Here is a 26,784-nt window from a genome sequence, read left to right as displayed (position 1 = left end):
TCCGTCAAGACAACAAGACAATAGGATGAGAATTGCAGGTACTGCGCAAGCCAGGAATGGCGAAGCGCAGCCGCGGATCACCCTTATTCGTCCAGCAGGACAACTTTTCCTACATACGGCAAATGACGATAGCGCTGTGCATAATCGATGCCGTAACCGACAACAAATTCATCTGGAATTTTGAAACCCACCCACTCGACGGGTACATCGACTTCGCGGCGTTCGGGTTTATCCAGCAGGGTGCAAATGGCCAGAGATTTTGGCCCACGCAGTTGCAGAATTTCACGCACTTTGCTTAATGTATTACCTGAATCAATGATGTCTTCTACGATCAGGACATCCTTGCCACGAATATCTTCATCCAGATCTTTAAGGATTTTCACATCGCGGGTTGAAGTCATACCCGTGCCGTAGCTGGAGGCGGTCATGAAATCCACTTCGTGGGAAACATTGATGGTACGGCACAAGTCCGCCATAAACATGAAAGAACCACGCAGCAATCCTACCAAAACCATTTCGCTGCCGCTGTCACGGTAGTGCTCGGTGATTTGGCTGCCTAATTCGGCGATACGATTTTTTACTTCCTGTTCGGAAATCATTACTTCTACGGTGTGTTTCATATGTTTTTAACGTCGGTTGCCTGAAGAAAGCCGCTGAGTTTAGCATAGCGGGAAAACAGTTGCGACGCGTGAACAAGCGAGAGAAGTTAAGTCTTTGGTGAATAACATATCGCTGGAACGATAAAATTTCCCGAGCCAGTTAGGCTCGGGGAGTCGGTTAGGCACTCACGGTGAAACCGAGCATCATGCCGGTATCTTCATGTTCCAGTAAATGACAGTGCGCCATATAAGACTGGCTGGCAGGAGCCAGATGATTAAAGCGAACCAGCACTTCGCTGCGCGCGCCTTCAACGCGTACCGTATCTTTCCATCCACGCCGATGTGCCGCTGGCGGCTGGCCATTTTCCGTCAGAATACGGAACTGGGTACCGTGTATATGGAACGGATGCAGCATCATGTCTCCTTCACCGGAAATGGTCCACTTCTCGTATTGCCCCTGTCTGACATCAAACGCGGCTTCGGTCATGGAGAACGCCTTGCCGTTAATCATATTCGCGTGGCTAAAATCGAAGGAATCCGCCGCCTTAGCGCCCGGTTCCATGCCAGCCATGTTACCGTGTCCCATGGCCGCATGATCCATGCCGGCCATGCGGCCTTTTCCGGACTCATTCATTGCCATGCCGCCATGCTGATCCATATTCATACCAGCCATAGCTTGGTGACCGTAGCGAGTCATTAACGCCTGCATACCCAGCATATCCAACTGTGGATTCATCATTAATTGGAACCAGCGCTCTTTCAGCCCATCCAATGATGGCAATACTGGCAGAGCAATTAATTGATCCGGTAGCGTCTTACTGCCCGCACTCAGAGACGGCTGCAAACGCAGTACGGGTAATGGCTGGTCAAAAGGTGCTAGCGTCATACCCATTTGCTTAACCGGCAAGGTCACTAAATCCAAGCTGTTACCATCCGACATATCAACCAGAATTTCGAATCGCTCACCCATCAGAATCGGTAATTCAGTGACAACGACCGGCTCAGGCAGGAAGCCACCATCGCTGGCAATCACATACATTGGCCGACCGTTGCTAAGGGCCAGATTAAGAGAGCGCGCATTACACCCATTCAGTAAACGTAAACGAACCCAACCACGCGGAGTTATTTGCTGAGGATACTGAGCACCATTAGTAAACATTTTATCGCCAAACCAACCCACCGCCGCCGTCATCACATCAAGTTGATAATCAATCTGCCCGTCTTGGTTCAGCAATTTATCCTGCAAAATAACCGGAATATCATCGACACCCCACTGTTTGGGCAACGCAAGTTTGCTACTTTCCTCATCTTCAATCAGCACCAGTCCACCCAGCCCCATCGCCACCTGATAGCCAGTTTTATTATGCGTATGCGGATGGAACCAACAGGTTGCGGCTGGCTGATCGACGGTAAAAGACACGGTGCGAGTCGCTCCCGCTGCGATCAACGCTTGCGGGCCGCCGTCCACTTCGCCAGGAATCTCCAGCCCATGCCAATGCACCGTTGTCGCTTCGGGTAAGGTATTATTCACTTCGATTGTCACCGGCTTACCGCGTTGTAGACGAATAGCCGGGCCAAGAAATCCGCCATTAATTCCCCAGGTTTGGGTCGTTTGCCCTGGAACCCACAGCATACTACCGGTTTGTAATCGTAGTTGAATCTTGCGGTTGGCATCCGGAGCAAGCAGAGGTGGAATCGGCAATCTAGGCATTTCGGAGGCAAAAGCGGCTCGACTCCACAGTGGTAGTGACGTGGCGGCTCCAAAAGCGGCCGTCAATTTAATGAAATCCCGGCGATGCATGGTCGTCTCCTTATTAAATGAGTCCGAGGGAAAAGAATATCAGGACATATAATTAGTCTAGAGCCTAAACGCTCCCCTTACGGTAAGGTCAAGCGACAATCATCCAGACTGTGTGCCTACGCCAGTGTTAATAAGAAAATTTAGTGTGCGGGAGGCCAAGTGTGATAACGTTCTTTGACAATAAAATAAGCAAATTTCCGCCATGAAAAGAACAACGTTAGTCTTACTGCTGCTCACTCTGTGCGGATTTTCATCTGCCAGTCAGGCCTTAACTGAATCCGAAGCGGAGGATCTTGCCGATCTGACGGCGGTTTTCGTTTATCTAAAAAATGATTGTGGTTACAACCAACTGCCTAATGGAGAAATTAAGCGGGCGATTGTCTATTTTGCCCAACAGAACCATTGGGATCTGCATAACTATAATAGCTTTAATATGAAAAACTTGGGTGAAGAGAGCTATCGCGATCTGCGTGGCATCGCCATTCCGATGCCAACCAAATGCAAATCCTTGGCTAGGGATTCACTCAGTCTATTGTCTTACGCCAACTAATACCCTACCCAATAACCTCTGTCTGAAATTCAACCGTGCAACCTCAGGCAGAGTTGGCTATGATGTTGCGCCCATTTTTCATGGCTGTTACCGTGGAGGAGAACCCCTAACATGTCCCAGAAAGAGCTTTGGTATGAAACACTTCATGCCAATTTCGGCCAGTATTTCTCAGTCGAGAATGTTCTGTACCGTGAGAAAACCGAGCACCAGGATTTGGTCATCTTCGAAAACCCGGTCTTGGGTCGCGTTATGGCACTGGATGGCGTGGTGCAAACCACCGAGCGCGATGAGTTTATTTATCACGAAATGATGACCCACGTTCCTCTACTGGCCCACGGTCAGGCGAAGAAAGTGTTAATCATTGGCGGTGGAGACGGTGCTATGCTGCGCGAAGTTGCGCGCCACAGCCGCGTTGAACAAATCACTATGGTTGAAATCGATGCCGGAGTGGTCGAGTTCTGTCGCCAGTATCTCCCTCATCACAATGCCGGTGCCTATGACGATCCACGCTTCAAGTTGGTGATCGACGATGGCGTCAATTTTGTCAGTCAGACAGATGAAAAGTTCGATGTCATCATCTCTGACTGCACCGATCCAATCGGTCCCGGTGAAAGTCTATTTACTTCAGCGTTCTATGAAGGATGTGCCCGCAGCCTAAACGAAGGTGGTATTTTCGTCGCGCAGAACGGCGTGTGCTTCCTACAGCAGGACGAAGCGGTCGATAGCCACAAGAAGCTCAGTCATTATTTTGCTGATGTCAGTTTTTATCAGGCAGCAATACCTACCTATTATGGCGGTATCATGACCTTTGCCTGGGCGACACAAAACCCAGCACTGCGTCAGTTGGATCTGGCCACCTTGCAAACCCGGTTTTTACAAGCGGGTCTGACCTGTCGCTATTACAATCCAGCAATTCATACTGGTAGCTTTGCTTTACCTCAGTATTTGCTGAATGCACTTTCCACAAAACGTTGAGTATTAATCCGTAAGGAGGTGAACTAAATTGCACAAGCTTAAACTGCACGGCTTCAACAACCTGACCAAGAGCCTGAGTTTTTGTATTTACGATATTTGTTATGCCAAGACCGCAGCTGACCGCGATGGCTATATCGCCTACATTGACGAACAATACAATGCCAACCGCTTGACCGAGATCTTGAGTGAAACTTGCTCGATCATCGGCGCGAATATTTTGAATATTGCTCGCCAGGATTACGATCCTCAAGGCGCTAGCGTCACTATTCTCGTCAGCGAAGAGCCTATCGACCCACGCGATGTCGATACCTCCGAGCATCCTGGCCCCTTGCCTAACACGGTGGTTGCCCATTTGGATAAGAGTCACATCTGTGTACACACCTATCCTGAAAGCCACCCGGAAGGGGGAGTATGTACTTTCCGCGCCGATATTGAAGTCTCCACCTGTGGTGTGATTTCACCACTGAAAGCACTAAACTACCTGATTCACCAGTTGGAGTCCGATATCGTCACTATGGACTATCGGGTGCGCGGCTTTACTCGCGACGTGAAAGGGGTGAAACATTTCATCGATCATAAAATCAATTCGATCCAAAACTTTATGTCTGATGATATAAAGTCGCTGTATCACATGGTGGATGTCAATGTTTACCAGGAAAACATATTCCACACCAAGATGATGCTGAAAGATTTCGATTTGAAACACTACCTGTTTAACGCCAGCCCTGAGCAGCTGAGTGATGAAGAGAAAGCCACCATCACTCGCCTGCTGTATAAAGAAATGCAGGAAATCTACTACGGACGTAACGTTCCAGAAGTGTAATTGACTACAGGCAGGTTAACCTGCCTGTGTTTAAAACCATAAGATCGGGTGCTCAAAAACCCATCAATTGGCGGGTTATCCGACAGCGCAGATTGTGTTTATTGCCTATTTTCCCCCACTCTCTTCTTTGATCGAACCCCTCACAAACCTGATAAAAATCAATCATGAATCCTATGCTTTCCAGTTCAAATACCGTACTCTGACTAATAATTCATCGTTAATACAGAGCCTACTGACATGGAACGTTCCGCGACTTTATTGGGCATCGTAGCTATCATACTTTGGAGTATGAGTGTCGCGTTAACCCGTGGGTTAACCGAAGCATTAGGACCATTTGGCGCTGGTGCCGCGATCTATAGCGTCAGCGGTATGCTTGTCTGGTTGGTCGCGGGTAAACCGCAGGTACGAGGTCAACATCCGGCTTACTTGTTAGGATGTGGAACGTTATTCGTGATTTATATGGTCGCTTTTGTCATCGCTATCGGCATGGCTAATAATCGTCAGCAAACGCTGGAGATTGGTCTGATCAATTATCTATGGCCGAGTCTGACCTTACTGTTTGCAGTCGTGCTACTAAAAATGCGAGCCCGCTGGTGGCTGTGGCCTGGCGCTGCTATCGCCTTGTTCGGCGTTATCTGGGTCGTTAGCGGCGGAAACGGTCTGGATATCAGCATACTCAAAACCAATATCAGCAGTAATCCACTGGCTTACGGCCTGGCACTGGTGGCGGCATTTTCTTGGGCGATCTATTCCAATCTGGTACGTCTGTACAGTCGTGGACGCGGCGCACTGCCACTGTTTCTGCTCGTCTGTGCGCTGTGTCTGTGGTTGCTGTTCTTTACTTTGACGCCAGGCCCACTCCACTTTACCCCGCAGGCAGTGATGGAATTACTGATGATGGGAACCAGCACCGCATTAGCTTATCTTTGCTGGGACAGCGCCATGAAAAAGGGCAACGCCACCTTGGTTGCTGCCCTGTCTTATTTCACACCTTTACTATCAATATTGATCGCCAGCCTATGGCTTAGTACACCACCGTCAGCCACATTTCTGCCAGGCGTAGGGATGGTAGTGACTGGCTCATTATTATGTTGGTCTGCCAGTAGAAAATCAGCATCATCACCGAGTGAATAAGACGCTCAGTATTTCAGCAGAAAGGCTCGGTAACCTTTCAGAACCGTGAGGAAATCCTCTAATCCACACAAACAGAGGCTTTCCTCATCGTAATAATTCATACCTTCTTCGATTTCATCGCCCTCGACGTCCAATTGGTTGGCTCGAACCATGACCTCCTCACCGTCCAGCCACAAGGTGTATTCATGCCCCACCAATTGCCATTGGCGTTCACTACCCGCCACCTGCGACGCCGCTTCTTCGATCTGATCAAGCTTGGCTAGATCGCCTTTGATTTCTTCATTGAGCCAGTGGCCGATCACCTCATGCCCCATGGAAAATCTGACTATTACCTGTCCGGTAAGATCACGCAAAAATTCATAGTCCATAGCACGCCCCCTGTTGCTCTTAGTATTAGTTTAGACATTATTAGCAAGCTAACTTGGTGCAAGTTCCCAATAATTATGCAACATACATCATGCTATTACATAAAGTAAAAATGGGAGGCCAAGGCTTCCCATAGTCGGAGGCGGAATATAGCGGCTTAAACCGTAGTTTGAAAGGTATGCCTAATAGTTATTCGGTACAAATCAGCAAAGCTGATTCGGAATCATTGCCATCAGACTGTCGTCAGCGGTCAGCACGGTGTCATGGTAGCCGGCTAACCAATAAAAAAAGGAGGCCATTGGCCCCCTTCAATTATTAACTCATTATGAATAACGCCAAACGCTGTTTATAGAGCGGTCTGGAAGATCACACTGTCAGCTTTCGCCGTATATTCATTCAGCTTATCAAAATTAAGGTAACGATAAGTATCTACCGCCGTCTTATCAACCTGTGCCATATAAGTCTGGTATTCATCTGGCGTTGGTAAACGACCTAATAACGCCGCGATGGCCGCCAGTTCAGCCGATGCAAGATAAACATCAGCACCAGTACCCAAACGGTTCGGGAAGTTACGGGTCGACGTTGATACCACAGTAGCACCGTCGGCAACTCGCGCCTGATTACCCATACATAATGAGCAACCTGGGATTTCAACGCGGGCACCACTCTTGCCGAAGATGCTGTAGTAGCCTTCTTCCGTCAGTTGAGCCGCATCCATTTTGGTTGGTGGTGCCACCCACAAACGGGTTGGTAGTTGACCTTTGTGTTGATCCAATAATTTGCCGGCTGCGCGGAAGTGACCGATGTTGGTCATGCAGGAACCGATAAAGACTTCGTCGATCTTGCTATTGGCTACATCAGATAACAAACGGGCATCATCGGGATCATTTGGCGCACAAAGGATTGGCTGAGTGATCTCGGCCAGATCGATTTCGATTACCGCGGCATATTCTGCATCGGCATCGCCTTCCAACAAATGAGGATTAGCCAGCCAGTTCTCCATGCCAGTGATACGACGCTCCAGCGTACGGCGGTCGCCGTAACCCTCGGCAATCATCCACTTCAGCAATACCACGTTGGATTGCAGATATTCGGTGATTGGCGCTTTATCCAGCTTGATGGTACAACCGGCGGCAGAACGTTCGGCAGAAGCATCCGCCAGTTCAAACGCCTGTTCCACTTTCAGCTCAGGTAAACCTTCGATTTCCAGAATCCGACCAGAGAAAATATTCTTTTTGCCTTTTTTCTCAACGGTCAGCAAGCCTTCCTGAATTGCGTAATAAGGAATGGCATGAACCAGATCGCGCAGAGTAATACCCGGCTGCATTTTGCCTTTAAAACGCACCAGAACCGACTCAGGCATATCCAGCGGCATAACACCCGTAGCGGCAGCAAATGCCACCAGACCAGAGCCTGCCGGGAAAGAAATCCCAATCGGGAAGCGGGTATGGGAGTCACCGCCAGTGCCAACCGTATCCGGTAACAGCATGCGGTTCAACCAAGAGTGGATAATACCATCGCCCGGACGCAGAGAAACTCCACCACGGTTCATGATGAAATCAGGCAGTGTATGGTGGGTCGTTACGTCAACTGGCTTAGGATAAGCCGCAGTATGGCAGAACGACTGCATCACCAAATCAGCGGAGAAGCCCAGACACGCCAAATCTTTCAGCTCATCACGAGTCATTGGCCCAGTGGTATCCTGAGAACCCACAGAGGTCATTTTAGGTTCGCAGTATTCACCAGGACGGACGCCATGCACACCACAGGCACGGCCAACCATTTTCTGCGCCAGAGAGAAACCGTTGTTGCTTTTGGCAACCGGCTTGGCTTGACGAAATACATCACTGACCGGTAGCCCCAGAGATTCGCGGGCTTTGGTGGTTAAACCACGGCCTACGATCAACGGGATACGGCCACCAGCGCGCACTTCATCCAACAATACGTCAGTTTTCAGTTCAAAGGTAGCCAGCACTTCACCAGTATCATGGCGGCGGACTTCACCCAGATATGGGAAAATATCGATCACATCCCCCATATTAAGCTTGGCAACGTCAACTTCGATTGGCAACGCCCCTGCATCTTCCATCGTGTTAAAGAAGATCGGAGCAATTTTACTGCCCAATACCACTCCGCCAGCGCGTTTATTCGGTACATGAGGGATATCGTCCCCCATAAACCACAACACTGAGTTAGTGGCTGATTTACGGGAAGAACCGGTCCCAACGACATCACCAACATAAGCTAGCGGGAAGCCTTTCTTGTTCAGTTCTTCGATTTGTTTGATCGGACCAACGCTACCGGGTTGGTCTGGATAAATACCTTCACGGGCATTCTTCAGCATAGCCAGCGCGTGCAACGGAATATCCGGGCGCGACCAGGCATCTGGCGCGGGAGATAAATCGTCGGTATTGGTTTCACCGGTCACTTTAAACACGGTTACGGTGATTTTATCCGCCAGTGCCGGGCGAGACAGATACCATTCCGCATCGGCCCAGGACTGCATAATCTGCTTGGCATACGGGTTGCCTGTTTTGGCTTTTTCTTCCACGTCGTAGAAATTGTCAAACATCAACAACGTGTGGGACAAGGCTTTGGCAGCAATGGGAGCCAGTTTTTCATTATCCAGCGCCTCAATCAGGGGATGGATGTTATATCCGCCCTGCATGGTACCGAGTAATTCGATGGCTTTTTCAGGTGTAATCAGTGGGGAAATGGCTTCGCCTTTGGCGATGGCGGCCAGAAATCCGGCCTTAACATAGGCTGCTTCATCAACACCGGGTGGAACGCGGTTAGTCAGCAGATCTAATAGGAATGCTTCTTCGCCAACAGGTGGATTTTTCAATGCTTCAACCAGCGCCGCCATTTGAGATGCATCTAATGGCTTAGGGACGATACCCTCAGCAGCACGCTCGGCTACGTGCTTACGGTATTCTTCTAGCACGACATTCTCCTCGCTTTCATTATCATTTATTTTGCCTGGCTAACCATTCTCTCCGGTCACCGGAATCGATGCCTAAAGTTGTAGGGTAAGTGCCCGGTTCTGCGCAGCCAGCATATCAGGATTTGAATTGGTTGTTAATTCGTTCACATAAAAGCAACATTAAATTTTTGCTGAATCGTTGAGTACAGCGTAATCAACTGAAATACGGCGTGACGCTGCCAATGAGCGGTTCCAGCAAGCGCTATCGGTCATTGTGACTCCAGTCATAATAACCATATTTATAGAGAGGATACTATCCCTCTGTGCCGGTTCTGTATTACAGGTATCACCTTGGTAAAAAGCGGGGCTGGACATTGCTGACACTATCGGTCATATCGATGATTTTTATTGTACCGTTATAGTCAATGAATGAGCTAACTCAATCCACTCATCTAAACCTTGGAGCCTTACAACGTCATTTTCGTGAAAATAATCACGTTACGATATTGGAATATTTCCATCATGCTCGATTAAAATACGCCATGCTAATACAGAAAAACAATACGTAAATATTAATCAGAGTTCCATCTTATTATGATATACCTGCATCGCAAATTTAACTAACATAGTGTGCCGAATATTTAATATTATACCAATGAAATCCTGGGGAGGCCTCTCACCTCACAAATAACACTAAAATAATTTATCTTCCAGATTACGCAACAATCATTATTCAATATTAAACCCCCTTATTTTATAATTTATCATATTCCACTAAATGCTAGTTTAACCAAGCTAGTCATTTATGTAAGTAATGGATTATTTAAACAGACAAGGAGTGAATATGAAACTGGTTATGACGTTATCAATTTTATTCACCATACTATGGGGAAATATTGCCTATTCACGTGAAGCTAAACCTGTATGGCAGTCTAATAAAGAAAATTGGTCAGACTATCAATCACGACATTGTAAATGGGAAAGAGGTATTTCCTGTAAAACAGTACCTGAAGATCAAGGGAAAACCCCACCGCAAACAGATGAAGAAATTGCTCTGGATATCGGTATCGGTATTCTCTCCGGAGGGCCAACCCCACAGCCGAAAGGATTTAAATTCTCCATAGGAAAACTACCAACCAAGCCAACAACAACAGTAACTACAAGCAGGGCTTCTACAACCAAGGTGTCTACAACAAAAGCGCCTACAACAGCTAAATCGGGTTCCAGCACAGAAAAAACGCCCCTCTTATCAACAACAAAAAAAACAAAAACCGAAGGAACCCTAAGAAGAGTCAATGGCAAAATTGGTTATCTTTTAGGAGATCCAGATGCTCCAACACTATATAAGGAACCACCCAATAAGCGGGCAAGAATAGCGAGTTCAAATTCAGAGTCAGAGTCAGAGTCAGAGTCAGAGTCAGAGTCAGAGTCAGAGTCAGAATTCGATTCAGATTCATCCAGCGTTAAGGAGTCTGATAATGAAGAAGATTTTGTTCAAGAAGTCGGGAAAAGTAAATTCACAATAATAAACCGCAGAAGTCCCATTGAGGAAAATGAAATAGAAATAGCAATAGAGGAGATTGAAAGCATTTACAGTAAGGAATTTTTTCATGATACTCAACTTGATATAAATCATGAAATAGAAAGTTATAATAAGTTACGTAGCAATAGAAAAATAAGTTTCCAAGATTACTTTGCCCTAAGAGATTATACTGAAGACGGTTATATAAGAATAAATAAAATAATGCGGAGCAAAGAAATCCCGCCAAGATTTCAAATGGAAATCGAACAGTTAACCAATGCTCTATCCCGTCATTCGGATATTAATATATCATTAAGGAATAAAACGTTCAGATATTTAAGCGAAGATAATACTGATACCGTTTATCGTGGGGAAATCAGAGATAGGGCTGATTTTGAAGCGAACGTCGTGGAAGAAGAAATCTACAGTAATGATGCCTTTTTTAGCACCACTTCAGATGAAGAATATGCGGAGCAATTTAATTCAGAAAATCTTCATGATGGACAGGTCAATATAAGATACACCATTCACTATCCCAAAGGATTAACATACAGTACCGATGTTTCAGACCTTCTGGAAAATAATGAAGACATGAGAGTATTTCTTCCTCGTAGCCCTTTTTTGGTGACTGAGATAAAAACCATCGACGATGGAACCATTGAAGTCGAAATGCGAGTTCTAAGAGGCCGACTGCCGAACATCATTCCACCGCCAGTTCAAATGCATTGAGGTGGTTATTTCAGTAAAAACGGCTCCTGAATAAGGAGCCGTTTGATGTTCTTTCTACGCCAGCAAGAAATTATTTCTTTTTCGCTTTCGGGTTAGGTAAATCAGTAATGCTACCTTCGTAAATCTCAGCGGCTAAACCCACGGATTCATGCAGTGTTGGATGAGCGTGGATAGTCAATGCCAGATCTTCAGCATCACAACCCATCTCAATGGCCAAACCGATTTCACCCAACAGTTCACCACCGTTGGTACCGACAATAGCACCACCGATAATACGGTGAGTTTCTTTGTCGAAGATCAGTTTGGTCATGCCATCTGCACAATCAGAAGCAATAGCACGGCCAGATGCCGCCCACGGGAAGGTGGAAGTTTCGTAGCTGATACCTTTTGCTTTCGCTTCTTTCTCGGTCAAACCAACCCATGCGACTTCTGGTTCAGTATAGGCAATGGATGGAATCACTTTCGGATCGAAGTAATGCTTCAGACCAGAAATCACTTCAGCAGCAACGTGGCCTTCGTGAACACCTTTATGCGCCAGCATTGGCTGACCCACGATATCACCGATAGCAAAGATGTGCGGTACATTGGTACGCAGCTGTTTGTCGACATTGATGAAGCCACGCTCGTCAACTTCTACGCCAGCCTGACCTGCATCCAGTAGTTTACCATTAGGTACACGACCGATAGCTACCAATACGGCATCGTAACGTTGTGGTTCCGCTGGGGCTTTTTTGCCTTCCATTGTCACGTAGATACCATCTTCTTTGGCTTCTACCGCTGTAACTTTGGTTTCCAACATCAGGTTGAATTGCTTGCTGATGCGCTTGGTGAAGACCTTCACCACGTCTTTATCAGCCGCTGGAATCACCTGATCAGCCATTTCAACCACATCAATTTTCGAACCCAGAGCATGGTAAACAGTACCCATTTCCAGACCGATGATGCCACCACCCATAACTAACAGACGTTCTGGGACAGATTTCAGTGCTAATGCATCCGTTGAGTCCCACACGCGCGGATCTTCATGAGGAATAAATGGCAGTTGGATCGGACGAGAACCTGCCGCGATAATCGCGTTATCGAAGGTGATGGTAGTTGGGCCATTTTCGCCTTCCACAACCAGAGTGTTAGCTCCGGCAAATTTAGCGAAACCGTTTACCACTTTGACTTTACGGCCTTTAGCCATACCTGCCAAACCGCCAGTCAACTGGGTGATAACTTTCTCTTTCCAGACCCGAACCTTGTCGATATCAGTTTTTGGCTCACCAAAAACGATACCGTGTTCAGCCAATGCCTTGGCTTCTTCGATCACTTTTGCAACATGCAGCAATGCTTTCGATGGGATACAACCTACATTAAGGCAAACACCACCCAAGGTGGAATAACGTTCAACCAGAATGGTTTCCAAACCCAAGTCCGCACAACGGAAAGCAGCAGAGTACCCTGCTGGGCCTGCCCCAAGTACCACGACCTGAGTTTTAATTTCAGTACTCATCATGACCTCTTAATTGTTTGTCCGGCGGGTCAGACGTCATTTATTAGGCTAATAAAGTTCATAACGCCCTTCATCCACCGGGACGCTTACACTGCGAGCAGTTTACAGAATTGTTAATACTCTGAAAAGCCGCATCGAGTGACGAGTGTCTCAACAACCTTGTCGACTAATGTAACGAGCAAAACAAGGTTGATTGATAACTATCAGTGATATAAGCGTAAGCCAAGTAATAATAAGGCCGACACAAACGCCGGCCTCATGGATTACATAACCAAACGGCGAATATCAGCCATAATGGTGGCAATGTAGGCTGCGAAACGCGCACCTGCCGCGCCATCAATCACACGGTGATCGAAGGACAGAGACAGAGGCAGCATCAGACGCGGAGCAAACTCTTTACCATTCCAAACCGGCTTCATGGATGATTTAGACACACCCAGAATAGCCACTTCTGGTGCGTTGACGATCGGCGTAAACGCCGTACCGCCAATGCCGCCCAGACTGGAGATGGTAAAGCAGCCGCCCTGCATATCAGAGGCAGTCAGTTTACCGTCACGTGCTTTCTTGGAGATAACCGCCAGCTCGCGAGACAACTCAACGATGCCTTTTTTGTTAACATCACGGAACACCGGAACCACTAGGCCATTTGGTGTATCCACTGCAACACCAACGTTGATATATTTCTTCAGCGTCAGTTTCTGACCATCTTCGGAAATAGAGCTGTTAAAGCGCGGGAATTCTTCAAGCGCTTTAGCCACAGCCTTCATCAGGAACACCAGCGGGGTGATTTTCAGATCCTGTTTCTTCTTCTCAGCTTCGATGTTCTGCTGCTTACGGAAGGCTTCAACTTCAGTAATATCGGCTTCGTCGAATTGGGTAACATGAGGAATCATGACCCAGTTACGGCTCAGGTTGGCACCTGAAATTTTCTGGATACGACCCAATTCTACTTCTTCGATTTCACCGAACTTGCTGAAGTCAACTTTCGGCCAAGGCAACATGCCAGGCAGACCGCCGCCAGCCACTGCTGCCGGAGCCGCTTCAGCGCGTTTCACCGCATCTTTCACGTAAGCCTGAACGTCTTCGCGCAGGATCCGACCTTTACGGCCAGTCCCTTTCACTTTCGCCAGATTAACGCCAAACTCACGAGCCAAACGACGGATAACCGGCGTGGCGTGGACGTAAGCGTCGTTCTCAGTAAACTCACCTTTGCTCTCTGCTTTTACCGCTGGCGCAGCGACTTTCGCTGGCGCTGCCGCAGGTGCTACAGTTTGCTGGGCAGGAGCGGCAGCCGGTGCTGCGCCCTCCACGTCGAAGACCATGATCAGAGAGCCGGTTTTCACTTTGTCGCCGGTGCTGATTTTGATTTCTTTCACGGTACCCGCGAATGGTGCCGGCACTTCCATCGAAGCCTTGTCACCTTCTACGGTGATCAGTGATTGTTCAGCAGTGACTTTATCGCCTACTTTCACCATCACTTCGGTCACTTCAACTTCGTCATCACCAATGTCTGGCACTTCAACGTTTTTCGCTGCTGACGCTACTGGTGCAACTGCTGCCGGAGCCGGAGCTGTCGCTACCGGTGCCGCAGCACCGGCAACTTCGAACACCATAATCAGAGAACCGGTGCTGACTTTATCGCCAGTAGCAATTTTAATTTCTTTCACAATACCCGCGAACGGTGCCGGAACTTCCATCGAAGCTTTATCACCTTCCACGGAGATCAGGGACTGTTCAGCCTCAATGCGATCACCTACTTTCACCATGATTTCGGTGACTTCAACTTCGTCAGAACCGATATCCGGTACCGCGACGTCTTTGACTACGCTGACCGCAGGTGCTGGAGTGACTGCCGCTACTTTCTCTTCTGCTTTAGCAGGAGCCGCTACGGCACCTGTCGCTGATTCGAAGACCATGATCAGTTTGCCAGTCTCGACTTTATCGCCAACGGCAACTTTAATCTCTTTCACCACACCCGCTTGCGGAGAGGGAACTTCCATAGAGGCTTTGTCGCCTTCTACAGCGATCAGCGACTGCTCAACTGTAACGGTATCGCCAACTTTCACCATGATTTCGGTGACTTCAACTTCATCTGCACCGATGTCTGGTACATTGATTTCGATAGACATTTGCTCTTTACCTCTTATGCCAGACGCGGGTTAACTTTGTCGGCGTCGATACCAAACTTGGTAATGGCTTCTGCAACTACGCGGGTGTCGATATCGCCACGTTTAGCCAATTCACCCAGAGCGGCAACCACAACGTAAGAAGAATCAACTTCGAAGTGGTGACGCAGGTTTTCACGGCTGTCAGAACGGCCGAAACCATCTGTACCCAGAACCCGGAACTCGCTGGCAGGAATAAAGTTACGAATCTGTTCAGCGAACAGCTTCATGTAGTCGGTAGAAGCAACAGCTGGAGCGTCGTTCATCACCTGAGCTACGTAAGGAACGCGTGGAGTTTCGGTTGGGTGCAGCATGTTCCAACGCTCACAATCCTGGCCATCACGTGCCAATTCGGTGAAGGAAGTGACGCTGTATACGTCAGAACCCACGCCATACTGTTCAGACAAAATCTGGGCAGCTTCACGAACATGGCGCAAGATAGCACCAGAACTCATCAACTGAACTTTACCTTTATCACCGGCCAGAGTTTCCAGCTTGTAGATACCTTTACGGATGCCTTCTTCTGCACCCTGCGGCATTGCTGGCATGTGATAGTTTTCGTTCAGCGTGGTCAGGTAGTAATAAACGTTTTCCTGCGCTTCGCCGTACATACGTTCCAGACCATCATGCATGATGACAGCGACTTCGTAAGCATAAGCCGGATCGTAAGAAATACAGTTCGGGATAGTCAGAGACTGAATATGGCTATGACCATCTTCATGTTGCAGGCCTTCACCGTTCAGAGTAGTACGACCTGAGGTACCACCGACCAAGAAGCCACGCGCCTGTTGGTCACCTGCCGCCCAGCACAGATCGCCAATACGTTGGAAACCGAACATGGAGTAGTAGATATAGAAAGGAATCATCGGCAGATCGTTGGTGCTGTAAGAAGTCGCAGCGGCCAACCAGGAAGAGGCTGCGCCCAGTTCGTTGATCCCTTCTTGCAGGATCTGGCCTTTTTCGTCTTCTTTATAGTAAGCAACCTGTTCACGGTCTTGCGGGGTGTATTGCTGACCATTCGGGCTGTAGATACCGATCTGACGGAACAGACCTTCCATACCAAAAGTACGGGCTTCATCGGCGATGATTGGAACAATTCTGTCTTTGATAGACTTGTTCTTCAGCATCACGTTCAGCGCACGAACAAAGGCGATGGTGGTAGAAATTTCTTTATTCTGCTCTTCCAGCAAGGAGCTGAAATCTGACAATGCTGGCATTTCCAGCTTTTCAGTGAACTTAGGCATACGGGTTGGCACGTAGCCTTCCAGTGCCTGACGGCGTTCATGCAGATATTTGTACTCTTCGGAATCTTTCTCGAAGGTGATGTATGGCAGTTTTTCGATTTCGGCATCGGCAACTGGCACATTGAAACGATCGCGGAAGTGACGAACCCCTTCCATGTTCATTTTCTTCACCTGGTGAGCGATGTTCTTACCTTCAGCAGTTTCACCCATGCCGTAACCTTTAATGGTATGCGCCAGGATTACGGTTGGTTTGCCTTGGGTATCTTGCGCTTTTTTCAGTGCTGCGAAGACTTTCTTCGGATCGTGGCCACCACGGTTCAGCGCCCAGATCTCGTCGTCGGTCATGTCCTTCACTAATGCAGCAGTTTCTGGGAAACGGCCAAAGAAGTGTTCACGGACATAAGCACCGTCTTTAGATTTAAAGGTCTGGTAATCACCATCCAGCGTTTCATTCATCAGCTGAATCAGTTTACCGCTGGTATCTTTACGCAGCAGCTCATCCCAACGACCGCCCCAGATAACTTTCAGTACCTGCCAGCCAGCACCGCTGAAGATGCCTTCCAATTCGTTGATGATCTTGCCATTACCGGTAACCGGGCCATCAAGGCGCTGCAAGTTACAGTTGATAACAAACACCAGGTTGTCCAGTTTCTCACGGGTAGCGATGGTGATCGCACCTTTGGATTCTGGCTCATCCATCTCACCATCACCCAAGAAAGCGTAAACGGTTTGTGCAGAAGTGTCTTTCAAACCACGGTGAGACAGATACTTCAGGAACTTGGCCTGATAAATGGCGCTGATTGGCCCCAGACCCATCGAAACGGTAGGGAACTGCCAGAATTCAGGCATCAGTTTAGGATGCGGGTAAGAAGACAAACCTTTACCGTGAACTTCTTGACGGAAATTGTCCATCTGCTCTTGGGTTAGGCGGCCTTCCAGGAAAGCACGTGCGTAAACGCCTGGGGAAATATGGCCCTGGAAGTAAACCAGATCGCCACCGTCTTTTGGGTTGCGAGCACGGAAGAAGTGGTTGAAGCAAACTTCGTAGAAGGTCGCAGAAGACTGGAAGGATGCCATGTGGCCGCCCAGATCCAGGTCTTTTTTAGACGCACGCAGCACGGTCATCACTGCGTTCCAACGGATGGCAGAGCGAATACGACGCTCCAGATCCAGGTTGCCTGGGTAAGCGGGTTCATCTTCTACTGCGATGCTGTTAACGTAGTTGCGGTTCACGGAACCGGCAGCTACGCTTACGCCGCCTTTACGGGCTTCGCCCAAAACCTGATCAATCAGATACTGAGCGCGCTCAACACCTTCTTCACGGATAACCGATTCAATCGCCTGTAGCCAGTCACGGGTTTCGATCGGATCCACGTCATTGATTAAACGTTCTGACATGGTGGTATTCCTTATCTGTCTCTAATGGTTTATTTGGAGTCTATCTTCCTGTGTTTTAACCAGAGTCATAAAACCAGAGTTAAAACACGCGCCCTGGTGAAAGCACCGGAAGATAGGCTCATCAGTTTAGTTGCCGCTTTAGTGCTCAAAATAAGCACATAGAACCGATCCTCTATGAGGACAAGCCCTTAATCCTTGCGTTGTTGGAGACGTCGTAGCGAGCGCTCTCGGCGGCTATTCTCACGACTGAGATCCAACAAAATTTCCTCAATAAACGCCAAGTGACGGTGTGAGGCTTCGCGCGCTTTTTCCGGCTCGCGAGCCACAATCGCCTCAAATATCCCGGCGCGGTGACTGCTTACTGTTGCCAGCATTTCCCGGCGCGAGTAGAGCAATTCGAAGTTCTGTTTGACGTTCTGTTCCAACATCGGCCCCATACAACGCAGCAAATGCAGTAAAACCACATTATGCGCAGCTTCTGTGACAGCCACTTGATATTGCATGACGGCATCAGCTTCAGCGTCCAGATCACCGCTGTTTTGTGCCTGTTGAATCGCAGTATGACATTCACGAATGATGTGCAGATCTTCATCAGTACCGCGCAACGCAGCGTAATAGGCGGCGATGCCTTCAAGGGCATGACGGGTTTCCAGCAAATCGAATTGTGATTCAGGATGATCAGCTAATAGCTCCGCCAGCGGATCGCTAAAGCTTTGCCATAGGTTGGTTTGTACGAAAGTACCGCCACCTTGACGGCGCAACAGCAAGCCTTTGGCCTCTAGCCGCTGGATTGCTTCTCTCAGAGAGGGTCGGGAAACATCAAATTGCTTCGCCAACTCACGTTCAGGCGGTAATTTCTCGCCCGGACGTAATGTTCCTTCCAAGATCAGGTATTCAAGCTGCTGCTCGATAACATCTGATAATTTGGGTTGACGTATTTTGTTGTAGGCCATGTTTTTTATCAGTCGCGCTGTCAGCCATATTGAGTGAATTCATCTCTGCGAGTAGCGCGGAGTCAATTGGTAATACCAATTTCAAAAACGTGACGATAAAGTAACAAAGTATTCATTAGCTGTCCATACAGACCTTGACCGAAATCATGAAAGCCCGCACATTTTAACAAATTCACCAATATTACGCCGCATCGTGATAACCAATAGACGGTAATATCATTACTCACCCCGCCAAAATTGTAACGATTATAAATAGGGTAAATAGGCAAGCTGAAGCGTTATAGTTGACCATTTATTGCATATAAAATCTTTAAGCATGCATTTAAATTCACATTATTCTTTTGCTACATCTCTAATGCAATTGAGTGCCGCTGAAAACTGGTTTGACCATTTAATTAATCACCCACATCTCGGTAATAGTCTAAAAAACACTCACACCATTCTTTATGGCCTTTCACTTGCCAGAACACTATTGGCACTTTTATTTCCGTTTTGAACAAAACAACGACAATTAATAGAAAAATCAGATGCAATAATTATTGCCTACCACTATTCTTGCCTTATGGGTAGCCAATGAGTTGATTTTTAATTTACCAACCCGTAAATGAAATAATACAAATAGCGGAACTTTAGAATTACACACCACAATTAATACTTATGGCCATGAGCCAAAATGACAGAGGATGCAACGATGGGTGTTCAACAAGAAGGAGCGGAGCTAAAACGTGGTCTTAAAAATCGCCATATTCAGCTCATTGCCTTAGGCGGTGCAATTGGCACCGGGCTTTTTCTCGGTATCGCACAAACCATAAAGATGGCTGGCCCTTCTGTATTACTGGGGTATGCGATTGGCGGTTTTATTGCATTCCTGATCATGCGCCAGTTGGGTGAGATGGTCGTTGAAGAGCCGGTTGCAGGCTCATTCAGTCATTTTGCTTTTAAGTACTGGGGAAATTTTGCCGGTTTTGCTTCCGGCTGGAACTATTGGGTGCTTTACGTATTGGTGGCAATGGCAGAGCTCACCGCCGTGGGTATCTATGTCCAATACTGGTGGCCGGAGATCCCGACCTGGGTATCTGCCGCTGTGTTCTTCCTCGCCATTAATGCCATCAACTTGGCGAATGTCAAAGTTTACGGCGAGATGGAGTTCTGGTTTGCCCTGATTAAAGTACTCGCCATCATCGCCATGATCCTGTTTGGCGGCTGGTTATTACTGAGCGGACAAGGTGGCCCAGAAGCCACAGTGACCAATTTATGGGCACAGGGCGGTTTCTTCCCCAATGGCATCATGGGCTTGGTGATGGCAATGGCAGTGATTATGTTCTCTTTCGGTGGTCTTGAATTAGTCGGTATCACCGCAGCAGAAGCAGAAAATCCAGCCGAAAGCATCCCTAAAGCCACCAATCAGGTTATCTATCGCATCCTACTGTTTTATATTGGTTCTCTCACGATTTTGCTGTCACTATACCCGTGGGGCAAAGTTGTCGAAGGCGGCAGTCCATTTGTACTGATTTTCCATGCATTGAACAGCAATGTGGTGGCAACGGTGTTGAACATCGTTGTATTGACAGCAGCATTGTCGGTTTACAACAGTTGCGTTTACTGTAACAGTCGCATGCTGTTTGGTTTAGCCAAACAGGGCAATGGCCCGAAAATGCTGTTGAAAGTCGATGGTCGTGGGGTTCCAGTGATTGCCATTGCGGTTTCAGCATTCGCCACGGCTTTTTGTGTGCTGATTAACTATCTGATCCCAGGCCGTGCTTTTGAATTATTGATGGCATTGGTGGTTTCCGCGCTCGTGATCAACTGGGCGATGATTAGCCTCGCTCACTTGAAATTCCGCGCAACCAAAAACCGCGAAGGTATCGAGCCGAAATTTAAAGCCTTCTGGTATCCGTTCAGTAATTATCTGTGTCTGGCCTTTATGGCCGGTATTTTGGTGATTATGTGCTTAACACCGGGTATTCAGATTTCAGTACTGCTGATTCCGGTATGGGTTTTGCTGTTGGCCGTGGGTTATATGTTAAAAAAACGCGCCAAATCCTGATAACACCACAACGCATCAGCAGCGGAATAAGCTGATGCGCGAGCCAAACCGCTGACGGTATATTCCAGCACCAGATGTTTACCCTGGAATATACCGCGCCCTACCAACATGCATGCATCAAAATACGTCAGTAATGTCCTATACCCTAGACCAACGCACCATAAATCGTTAATAACGCGACTACGACAATCACTGTTAGTGTAACTTTTCGCGCTAAAGATACAGCTGATCTTGGTGTCTGCACCGGGTCTAAATGAGGTTCACGCGCCAGTGAATATTGTGCCAGTTGGGTCAACACTTGATATTGAGAAGAACGACAGTCACCCAACGATGCGAACCAAGCTGGCAATGCCCTTTCTCCATGTCCTAGTAATGAGTAAGCAACGCCCACCAGACGTACTGGTATCCAGTCCAGCCAATGCAAAATGCTATCAATACCAGACTGGGAGCGTTGTAACGGCGTCTGATGGCGGGCCAACCAAGTCTGATAAGCCCTCAGGAATGTATAGCCCACTAATGCTACCGGACCATAGGAACCGCAGGCAACAAACCAGAATAAGGGAGCAAGATAGTAGCGAAAATTAATCCAGAGCAATGCGTTTTGCAGCGCCTGTAACCGGTCTTTTTCACCACAATCAACAGGAAGACCATGAATCAACGCTAATTCTGCTGCCATTTGAGTACTGGCATCGGTATCCCCTTGACGAGTCGCTTTCAAGTAAGCCCGATAATGTTTTCTTATCCCACCTGCACCGATACAGAGCAGGCAAATAAAAACCCACAGCAATAGTTGAAGAAAACCGAATAAATAGCCCTGCACCAACTGCAATAGCAGGCTAACTATCGCCATAGATAGAATAGTCATACCAAGAGTTTGCGGCAGAGAGAAATGGTGCATCCGACGGAAAACCACCTCAAGCCGATGGTCAAACTGCCAGTGTTCGCCTAGCTTGAATAAGCGCTCCCAGGCTAATACCAGTAAAAGCGTAAACAGCGTCATAGGTTCCCCTCTCCCTTAACATTCCAATGGCCCGAAATATCAGGCCTTATGTATCCCGGCAACGGTTGTTACAAACAAAACTAAAACGACGAGACAGTGACCGCTAATAAGATTGCCCAGGTTGCCGCAAAGTTACGCCAAAAATGGAACCAAACTCTTCCGATATAATACCCAGTCAAAAGCTGCACCTGGATCGGTTTTACGGCCTGGCGCTATATCGCTATGCCCAGTTACTCGTTCTAATGTCATTGGATAATGAGAGAACAATAACGCACTGATCTGCGCCAAACTTTGATATTGTGCGTCAGTAAACGGTAACACATCCGTTCCTTCCAACTCGATACCAATAGAAAAATCGTTACATCGCTCACGCCCATCAAACTGAGAAACACCAGCATGCCAGGCTCGTTTATCAAATGGCACATACTGAATAATCTCGCCATCACGACGGATTAAACAATGCGCAGAGACCCGTAGATGCACGATATCGGCAAAATAAGGATGTTCATTGGCATCTAGCGTTCCGGTAAAAAGCTGGTCGATATATGGACCACCAAACTGGCCTGGCGGTAAGCTAATGTTATGAATGACCAAAAGAGAAGGCGCTTCACTTTCCGGTCTGAGATCAAAATGAGGAGAAATCACCCGTTTTACGCCGGTAATCCAACCATTATCTAACTGCATTAATCACCTCGATACGTATACAGAATAGGCTCAGTGGTAGCACTACCGCTAGCAACAGGGTAGCATGTTTAAACAACTACCTATCCGCCATTTCGGAGTTTTATATGCCGACACGCAACTACAGTGCCGACAGTCGTCGCGCCGCATTATTAGAGCGAATTCATAATGATATCCCATCTTCCGTCGCTCTGGCTTTAAGCGAGGATCTGGGAGGAGAAGTTGACGCCGATCGCGATTTAACCGCTCAACTACTCCCTGCTGATAAGCAGGCCTCTGCCACCATAATAACGCGTGAAGCAGGCATTTTCTGCGGCCAACGTTGGGTGAACGAGGTCTTTATTCAGCTCGGTGGTAAAGTCGACATCAAATGGCTGGTGGCTGATGGCGACGCAATAGATGTAAACCAACCGCTTTGCCGTCTCGCGGGTCCAGCTCGAACCTTGCTCGTCGGAGAACGCACCGCGTTAAACTTTGTACAAACGTTATCTGGTGTTTCAACTGAAGTCAGACGCTATGTTGATCAGTTGGACGGCCTGCACACCCAATTGCTTGATACCCGAAAAACACTGCCGGGCTTGCGTACCGCATTAAAATACGCCGTCCTCTGTGGTGGTGGCAGCAACCACCGCCTAGGGCTAACCGATGCCTTTCTGATAAAGGAAAACCACATTATTGCCGCTGGTTCGGTTAAAGAAGCAGTTAGCAAGGCATTCTGGATTCACCCTGATGTACCTGTTGAAGTCGAGGTTGAATCATTGGATGAACTAGAACAGGCGCTGGATGCCGGGGCCGATATCATCATGCTCGATAATTTCACCATTCCGATGATGCATGATGCAGTGAAACTCACAAACCATCGTGCCCAGTTAGAAGTCTCTGGCAATGTCACTCTAGAAACGATTCGCCGCTACGCTGAAACCGGCATTGATTTCATTTCTGTCGGCGCACTGACCAAACATGTCACCGCGTTAGACCTTTCCATGCGTTTTCAGCAAAGCTAACAAGTTCCCCTGATAGAAAAAAGAGCTCAGAAAGTAATGAGCTCTTTTTTGCGAGGCTCGCCGAAAGAATCCACCCGTTTTGTGCAACACAAACGATAACCCCCAATACTCCTCGCAAATCAGTTTCAATCGACTTTCACCCCCGATAAAAAATATGCACCCTTGCCCTGTCTTTCATAACAAGGAGTGTGTAAATGCATTATTCCCACGGTTTTACGCTTATAGAATTAATGGTTTCGATAGTCATCATCGCTATTCTCGGTGGTATTGGTATCCCCGCCTATCAAGGTTACATCCAAAAGGCAGCAATGACCGATATGCTGCAAACTGCGGCTCCCTACCGAATGGCGATTGAAGTCTGTTCAATGGAACATTCAACATTAACTGGCTGTAACTCAGGCGCTCAGGGGATTCCAGTCAACCAACCTACGCGTTATGTGAAAATGATTCAGGTTGTTCAAGGCGTTATCAGTATTTCAGGTCAGGAAACACTGGAAGGATTAAGTGTGGTTCTAACGCCGGTAAAAAACCATTCTGGCAATTTGGAGTGGTCTCGCACATGTACCGCGAAGGACAGCGGAATGAGTGATGCCTGTAAATCCATATTCGCTTTTAAAGATACACAAAACAGCGATGCATAAAAATAACCTAACCAATAACGGAGAAGCCGGCGATGAACTATCACGGCTTTGCCTGCACTATCAGGCAGTACCACTGAAAATAAACCAAAATGTATTAACTGTTGCCATGCTTCAACACCCAAATATAGAGGTTATTAATACGCTGAGTTTTGCATGTGGCTTAAAAATAGAAGTAGTGCTGTGGCCAGCAGCAAAAATAGAGCAGCATCTCCACCACGCACAACCGGGAACCCACTTTATAAAATCAGATGTAGATACAGAACTCCAGGTGACGGAACAAGCAGAAAATCATCCACCTGATCTGAAAAAAACAGAGTCACACCAATTTGATGGGCAAAATATCACAACGCTCAATCATGAAAGCGATATACCCGTCGTTCGCTTTATTTATCAGACATTACGTGCCGCAATTCAAAAACGAGCATCGGATATTCATTTCGAACCTTACCAGCATCATTACCGCATCCGATTGCGAATAGACGGGATATTGCACCCAATAATATCCCCACCGCCCAGTTTGATAAACCGTATTAGCGCTTGTCTAAAAGTCATGGCAAAACTCAATAGTGCTGAACGTCGCTTGCCCCAGGATGGCCAACTTAACCTCAATCTTGATAAGCAAAATTACTCTCTGCGTATTGCTACATTGCCGACTCAGTACGGTGAAAAAATCGTTCTACGTATTCTCGATAGTCACCAACAACAGAAACTTCAGTATCTAGGGCTAACACCTGATGCCCTTAAAACACTACAGGAGGCACTAACGTTGCCGCAGGGTTTAATATTAGTCACCGGGCCAACAGGGAGCGGAAAGACCGTTACATTATACAGTTGCCTGTCATACCTTAACCAACAGTGCCGTAATATTTGCAGCGTGGAAGATCCTATCGAAATAACGGTTGATGGTATTAATCAAACCCAAACCAACAGAAAAATAGACCTGGACTTTGCATTAACGCTCAGAGCGCTACTGCGGCAAGACCCAGATGTCATCATGATTGGCGAAATACGGGATGATGAAACGGCAAATATTGCTGTCAGAGCGGCACTAACCGGTCACCTCGTTCTATCTACGTTACACACAAACTCAACCCGAGAAACACTAAGCAGACTTGCTCAAATGGGCGTCCGTCATCATCTGCTGGCATCCTGCCTAAAACTCACGGTTGCTCAACGGCTGGTGCGTCGCCTGTGTCAGCAATGCAAACAACGCGCATCACAACCAGTGACGCTTCTCCCCTCGGTGTGGACAGAGCCGCTTTCACACTGGCAAGCCACTGGATGCGAGCATTGCAATGGAGGATATTATGGTCGAACAGGTATTTATGAAATGCTGCCTATCACCGGATCCATCCAAAAAATACTGGCGCAAGGTGGCAATCTGGAATCCTCAGTCTGTACTGATTTTATCCGGGAAAATGATACCCTGCTCAATGCCGGATTAAATGCAGTTAGGGAAGGAATTACCAGCTTAGATGAAATCTCGCGAGTCTTTGGTCACTTGTCTCAGCTAAAGGCCGATATATGACATTACGACTATTTATCTGGCAAGGAATTGATGATGAAGGAAATATTGTTAATGGAGAGTGCCTAGCAAAAGAAAAGACAACCGCCCGTGACCGCATTATACAGCTGGGGATTCAGCCTATTGCCATCAAAGGTGAACAACGCCTAAATGCACCTTCTCAACAGAGTCAATATTTGATTCGTTTTACTCGCCATTTAGCCACCTTATTACAAGCCGGACTGCCCTTGATGAATAGTCTGCAATTACTGGCTACTGAAGCTGATACACCAATGTGGCGTTGCCTGTTACGAGAGATTGGTGAAAATGTTATTCATGGACAACCACTTTCTGAAGCTATCTCTATTTATCCTTCGATATTTCCAACGCTATATACACAGTTAATTGCCGTTGCCGAGCTAACCGGAGAACTAGATAAATGCTGCATTCGATTGGCTGAACAGCAGGAAAAACAGCAACAATTACAAAAAAAAGTCGCCAAGACACTTAGATACCCAGCCTTTGTTTGTGCAGTCGCATTAGGCGTAAGTATCTTTATGCTGATGATGGTATTACCACAATTTGCACAGCTCTATCAGTCGCTTAACACATCACTACCGGGTCTAACTTTAGGGCTGCTTTACTTATCTGGAGTGCTGGTAAGTTATGGTGTTTACTTTATTACTGCTCTTACCATTATATTTTTAACTTATAGCTACAAGATAAGAAAAAAACTGCACTGGCAACAGCGAGAACAACGCTTTCTATTACGCCTTCCGCTCATCGCACCATTAATTCAAGGGCACTGTCTTAGCCAAATTTTCAGAACCTTGTCAGTTACACAAAATGCGGGTCTAACGCTGGATCGTGGATTACAGGCTGCGGCAATGTCAGTAAATAATTGGCCTTACAAAAAAGCCATCAACCATATTTATCAGCTAATTAACCAAGGTGTACCGCTTAATGAGGCTCTATCACATCAGTCGCTTTTCCCGCCACTTTGCCGGCAACTAGTGCGTATTGGTGAAGAGTCAGGCTCACTGGATATGATGTTAGAAAAACTCGCCAATTGGCAACAGCAGCAAACGGAAGAACTAGCCGATAATCTTACTCAGATACTGGAACCCACACTAATGTTGATCGTAGGTATTATTATTGGAACGCTGGTCATCGCGATGTATTTACCGATCTTCCAATTAGGCGGTGTTATTGGCTAGCAGGTCATTTTGT

The 26,784-nt window shown here is 47.3% G+C and carries 20 protein-coding genes; 10 read left to right on the top strand and 10 right to left on the bottom strand.

Going from position 1 to position 26,784, the window contains the following annotated elements; all coding sequences use genetic code 11:
- Positions 1-83 precede the first annotated feature (83 nt).
- Both hpt and cueO read right to left on the bottom strand, forming a co-directional pair.
- A complete protein-coding gene (gene hpt, locus DJ39_RS06170) occupies positions 84-620 on the bottom strand; it encodes a hypoxanthine phosphoribosyltransferase (protein WP_038245003.1) in 537 nt (178 codons plus the stop codon).
- A gap of 157 nt (positions 621-777) precedes the next feature.
- The gene (cueO, locus tag DJ39_RS06165) at positions 778-2,400 is read right to left on the bottom strand and encodes a multicopper oxidase CueO (protein ID WP_004719103.1); all 1,623 of its coding nucleotides are present in this window, start codon (positions 2,398-2,400) and stop codon (positions 778-780) included.
- A gap of 202 nt (positions 2,401-2,602) precedes the next feature.
- Between cueO and DJ39_RS06160 the strand changes: the two genes are divergently transcribed.
- The 4 genes from DJ39_RS06160 to yddG all read left to right on the top strand — a co-directional run bounded on the left by DJ39_RS06160 (position 2,603) and on the right by yddG (position 5,882).
- A complete protein-coding gene (locus tag DJ39_RS06160; protein WP_004719102.1) occupies positions 2,603-2,950 on the top strand; it encodes a YacC family pilotin-like protein in 348 nt (115 codons plus the stop codon).
- 111 nt (positions 2,951-3,061) lie between these two features.
- Complete coding sequence (speE, locus tag DJ39_RS06155) at positions 3,062-3,925, top strand: polyamine aminopropyltransferase (RefSeq protein ID WP_004719101.1); 864 nt, start codon at positions 3,062-3,064, stop codon at positions 3,923-3,925.
- A gap of 28 nt (positions 3,926-3,953) precedes the next feature.
- Complete coding sequence (speD, locus tag DJ39_RS06150; protein WP_004719100.1) at positions 3,954-4,748, top strand: adenosylmethionine decarboxylase; 795 nt, start codon at positions 3,954-3,956, stop codon at positions 4,746-4,748.
- A gap of 237 nt (positions 4,749-4,985) precedes the next feature.
- Entirely contained in the window at positions 4,986-5,882 is an 897-nt protein-coding gene (yddG, locus tag DJ39_RS06145; protein ID WP_038251234.1) for an aromatic amino acid DMT transporter YddG, read from the top strand.
- 5 nt (positions 5,883-5,887) lie between these two features.
- Here the strand turns inward: yddG and yacL are convergent, their stop codons facing one another.
- The gene (gene yacL / locus DJ39_RS06140) at positions 5,888-6,250 is read right to left on the bottom strand and encodes a protein YacL (RefSeq protein WP_038244997.1); all 363 of its coding nucleotides are present in this window, start codon (positions 6,248-6,250) and stop codon (positions 5,888-5,890) included.
- A gap of 344 nt (positions 6,251-6,594) precedes the next feature.
- Positions 6,595-9,192: a bifunctional aconitate hydratase 2/2-methylisocitrate dehydratase gene (acnB, locus tag DJ39_RS06135; RefSeq protein ID WP_004719096.1), complete on the bottom strand. Its 2,598-nt coding sequence runs from the start codon at positions 9,190-9,192 to the stop codon at positions 6,595-6,597.
- Positions 9,193-10,015: 823 nt separating this feature from the next.
- Here acnB and DJ39_RS06130 point away from each other — a divergent pair.
- A complete protein-coding gene (locus DJ39_RS06130; RefSeq protein ID WP_256466103.1) occupies positions 10,016-11,422 on the top strand; it encodes an ADP-ribosyltransferase in 1,407 nt (468 codons plus the stop codon).
- 70 nt (positions 11,423-11,492) lie between these two features.
- Here the strand turns inward: DJ39_RS06130 and lpdA are convergent, their stop codons facing one another.
- From lpdA to pdhR, 4 genes are all read right to left on the bottom strand, one after another.
- Positions 11,493-12,917: a dihydrolipoyl dehydrogenase gene (gene lpdA / locus DJ39_RS06125; protein ID WP_038244993.1), complete on the bottom strand. Its 1,425-nt coding sequence runs from the start codon at positions 12,915-12,917 to the stop codon at positions 11,493-11,495.
- A 263-nt stretch (positions 12,918-13,180) separates the two neighbouring features.
- Positions 13,181-15,046, bottom strand: coding sequence for a pyruvate dehydrogenase complex dihydrolipoyllysine-residue acetyltransferase (aceF, locus tag DJ39_RS06120; RefSeq protein WP_004719091.1), 1,866 nt, complete (start codon positions 15,044-15,046; stop codon positions 13,181-13,183).
- A 14-nt stretch (positions 15,047-15,060) separates the two neighbouring features.
- Positions 15,061-17,724, bottom strand: a complete 2,664-nt coding sequence (gene aceE / locus DJ39_RS06115; RefSeq protein ID WP_004719090.1) for a pyruvate dehydrogenase (acetyl-transferring), homodimeric type — start codon at positions 17,722-17,724, stop codon at positions 15,061-15,063.
- A gap of 188 nt (positions 17,725-17,912) precedes the next feature.
- Positions 17,913-18,677 (bottom strand): pyruvate dehydrogenase complex transcriptional repressor PdhR, encoded by a 765-nt coding sequence (gene pdhR / locus DJ39_RS06110; RefSeq protein WP_004719089.1) that lies wholly within the window; start codon positions 18,675-18,677, stop codon positions 17,913-17,915.
- A 691-nt stretch (positions 18,678-19,368) separates the two neighbouring features.
- Between pdhR and DJ39_RS06105 the strand changes: the two genes are divergently transcribed.
- Entirely contained in the window at positions 19,369-20,724 is a 1,356-nt protein-coding gene (locus tag DJ39_RS06105) for an amino acid permease (protein WP_004719086.1), read from the top strand.
- A gap of 145 nt (positions 20,725-20,869) precedes the next feature.
- Here DJ39_RS06105 and ampE read toward each other — a convergent pair whose 3' ends face one another.
- Both ampE and ampD read right to left on the bottom strand, forming a co-directional pair.
- Entirely contained in the window at positions 20,870-21,724 is an 855-nt protein-coding gene (ampE, locus tag DJ39_RS06100; RefSeq protein ID WP_004719085.1) for a beta-lactamase regulator AmpE, read from the bottom strand.
- Between the two features lie 132 nt (positions 21,725-21,856).
- Positions 21,857-22,408 (bottom strand): 1,6-anhydro-N-acetylmuramyl-L-alanine amidase AmpD, encoded by a 552-nt coding sequence (gene ampD / locus DJ39_RS06095; protein WP_004719084.1) that lies wholly within the window; start codon positions 22,406-22,408, stop codon positions 21,857-21,859.
- Positions 22,409-22,512: 104 nt separating this feature from the next.
- On the opposite strand from ampD, the gene nadC reads away from it, so the two are divergent.
- The 4 genes from nadC (at position 22,513) to hofC (ending at position 26,771) form a co-directional block, all read left to right on the top strand.
- On the top strand, positions 22,513-23,409 hold the full coding sequence (gene nadC / locus DJ39_RS06090) for a carboxylating nicotinate-nucleotide diphosphorylase (RefSeq protein ID WP_004719083.1): 897 nt from the start codon (positions 22,513-22,515) through the stop codon (positions 23,407-23,409).
- A gap of 194 nt (positions 23,410-23,603) precedes the next feature.
- Complete coding sequence (ppdD, locus tag DJ39_RS06085) at positions 23,604-24,050, top strand: prepilin peptidase-dependent pilin (RefSeq protein WP_004719082.1); 447 nt, start codon at positions 23,604-23,606, stop codon at positions 24,048-24,050.
- Positions 24,043-25,578, top strand: coding sequence for a type II secretion system protein GspE (gene gspE / locus DJ39_RS06080; protein WP_038251232.1), 1,536 nt, complete (start codon positions 24,043-24,045; stop codon positions 25,576-25,578). The genes ppdD and gspE overlap by 8 nt, the downstream gene beginning before the upstream one ends.
- A complete protein-coding gene (hofC, locus tag DJ39_RS06075; protein ID WP_038251230.1) occupies positions 25,575-26,771 on the top strand; it encodes a protein transport protein HofC in 1,197 nt (398 codons plus the stop codon). The genes gspE and hofC overlap by 4 nt, the downstream gene beginning before the upstream one ends.
- Positions 26,772-26,784 lie beyond the last annotated feature (13 nt).

This window comes from Yersinia ruckeri ATCC 29473 (assembly GCF_000754815.1).
GTDB classification, from domain to species: Bacteria; Pseudomonadota; Gammaproteobacteria; order Enterobacterales; family Enterobacteriaceae; genus Yersinia; species Yersinia ruckeri.
Note: the sequence above shows the minus strand (reverse complement) of the source record. Positions and strands in the feature narration are given on the sequence as shown.

Bases quoted from the DNA above. Each gene is read 5' to 3' on its own strand.
- hpt (WP_038245003.1), bottom strand. From the start codon at position 620: ATGAAACACACCGTAGAAGTAATGATTTCCGAACAGGAAGTAAAAAAT.
- cueO (WP_004719103.1), bottom strand. From the start codon at position 2,400: ATGCATCGCCGGGATTTCATTAAATTGACGGCCGCTTTTGGAGCCGCC.
- DJ39_RS06160 (WP_004719102.1), top strand. From the start codon at position 2,603: ATGAAAAGAACAACGTTAGTCTTACTGCTGCTCACTCTGTGCGGATTT.
- speE (WP_004719101.1), top strand. From the start codon at position 3,062: ATGTCCCAGAAAGAGCTTTGGTATGAAACACTTCATGCCAATTTCGGC.
- yddG (WP_038251234.1), top strand. From the start codon at position 4,986: ATGGAACGTTCCGCGACTTTATTGGGCATCGTAGCTATCATACTTTGG.
- yacL (WP_038244997.1), bottom strand. From the start codon at position 6,250: ATGGACTATGAATTTTTGCGTGATCTTACCGGACAGGTAATAGTCAGA.
- DJ39_RS06130 (WP_256466103.1), top strand. From the start codon at position 10,016: ATGAAACTGGTTATGACGTTATCAATTTTATTCACCATACTATGGGGA.
- lpdA (WP_038244993.1), bottom strand. From the start codon at position 12,917: ATGAGTACTGAAATTAAAACTCAGGTCGTGGTACTTGGGGCAGGCCCA.
- aceF (WP_004719091.1), bottom strand. From the start codon at position 15,046: ATGTCTATCGAAATCAATGTACCAGACATCGGTGCAGATGAAGTTGAA.
- aceE (WP_004719090.1), bottom strand. From the start codon at position 17,724: ATGTCAGAACGTTTAATCAATGACGTGGATCCGATCGAAACCCGTGAC.
- pdhR (WP_004719089.1), bottom strand. From the start codon at position 18,677: ATGGCCTACAACAAAATACGTCAACCCAAATTATCAGATGTTATCGAG.
- DJ39_RS06105 (WP_004719086.1), top strand. From the start codon at position 19,369: ATGGGTGTTCAACAAGAAGGAGCGGAGCTAAAACGTGGTCTTAAAAAT.
- ampE (WP_004719085.1), bottom strand. From the start codon at position 21,724: ATGACGCTGTTTACGCTTTTACTGGTATTAGCCTGGGAGCGCTTATTC.
- ampD (WP_004719084.1), bottom strand. From the start codon at position 22,408: ATGCAGTTAGATAATGGTTGGATTACCGGCGTAAAACGGGTGATTTCT.
- nadC (WP_004719083.1), top strand. From the start codon at position 22,513: ATGCCGACACGCAACTACAGTGCCGACAGTCGTCGCGCCGCATTATTA.
- ppdD (WP_004719082.1), top strand. From the start codon at position 23,604: ATGCATTATTCCCACGGTTTTACGCTTATAGAATTAATGGTTTCGATA.
- gspE (WP_038251232.1), top strand. From the start codon at position 24,043: ATGCATAAAAATAACCTAACCAATAACGGAGAAGCCGGCGATGAACTA.
- hofC (WP_038251230.1), top strand. From the start codon at position 25,575: ATGACATTACGACTATTTATCTGGCAAGGAATTGATGATGAAGGAAAT.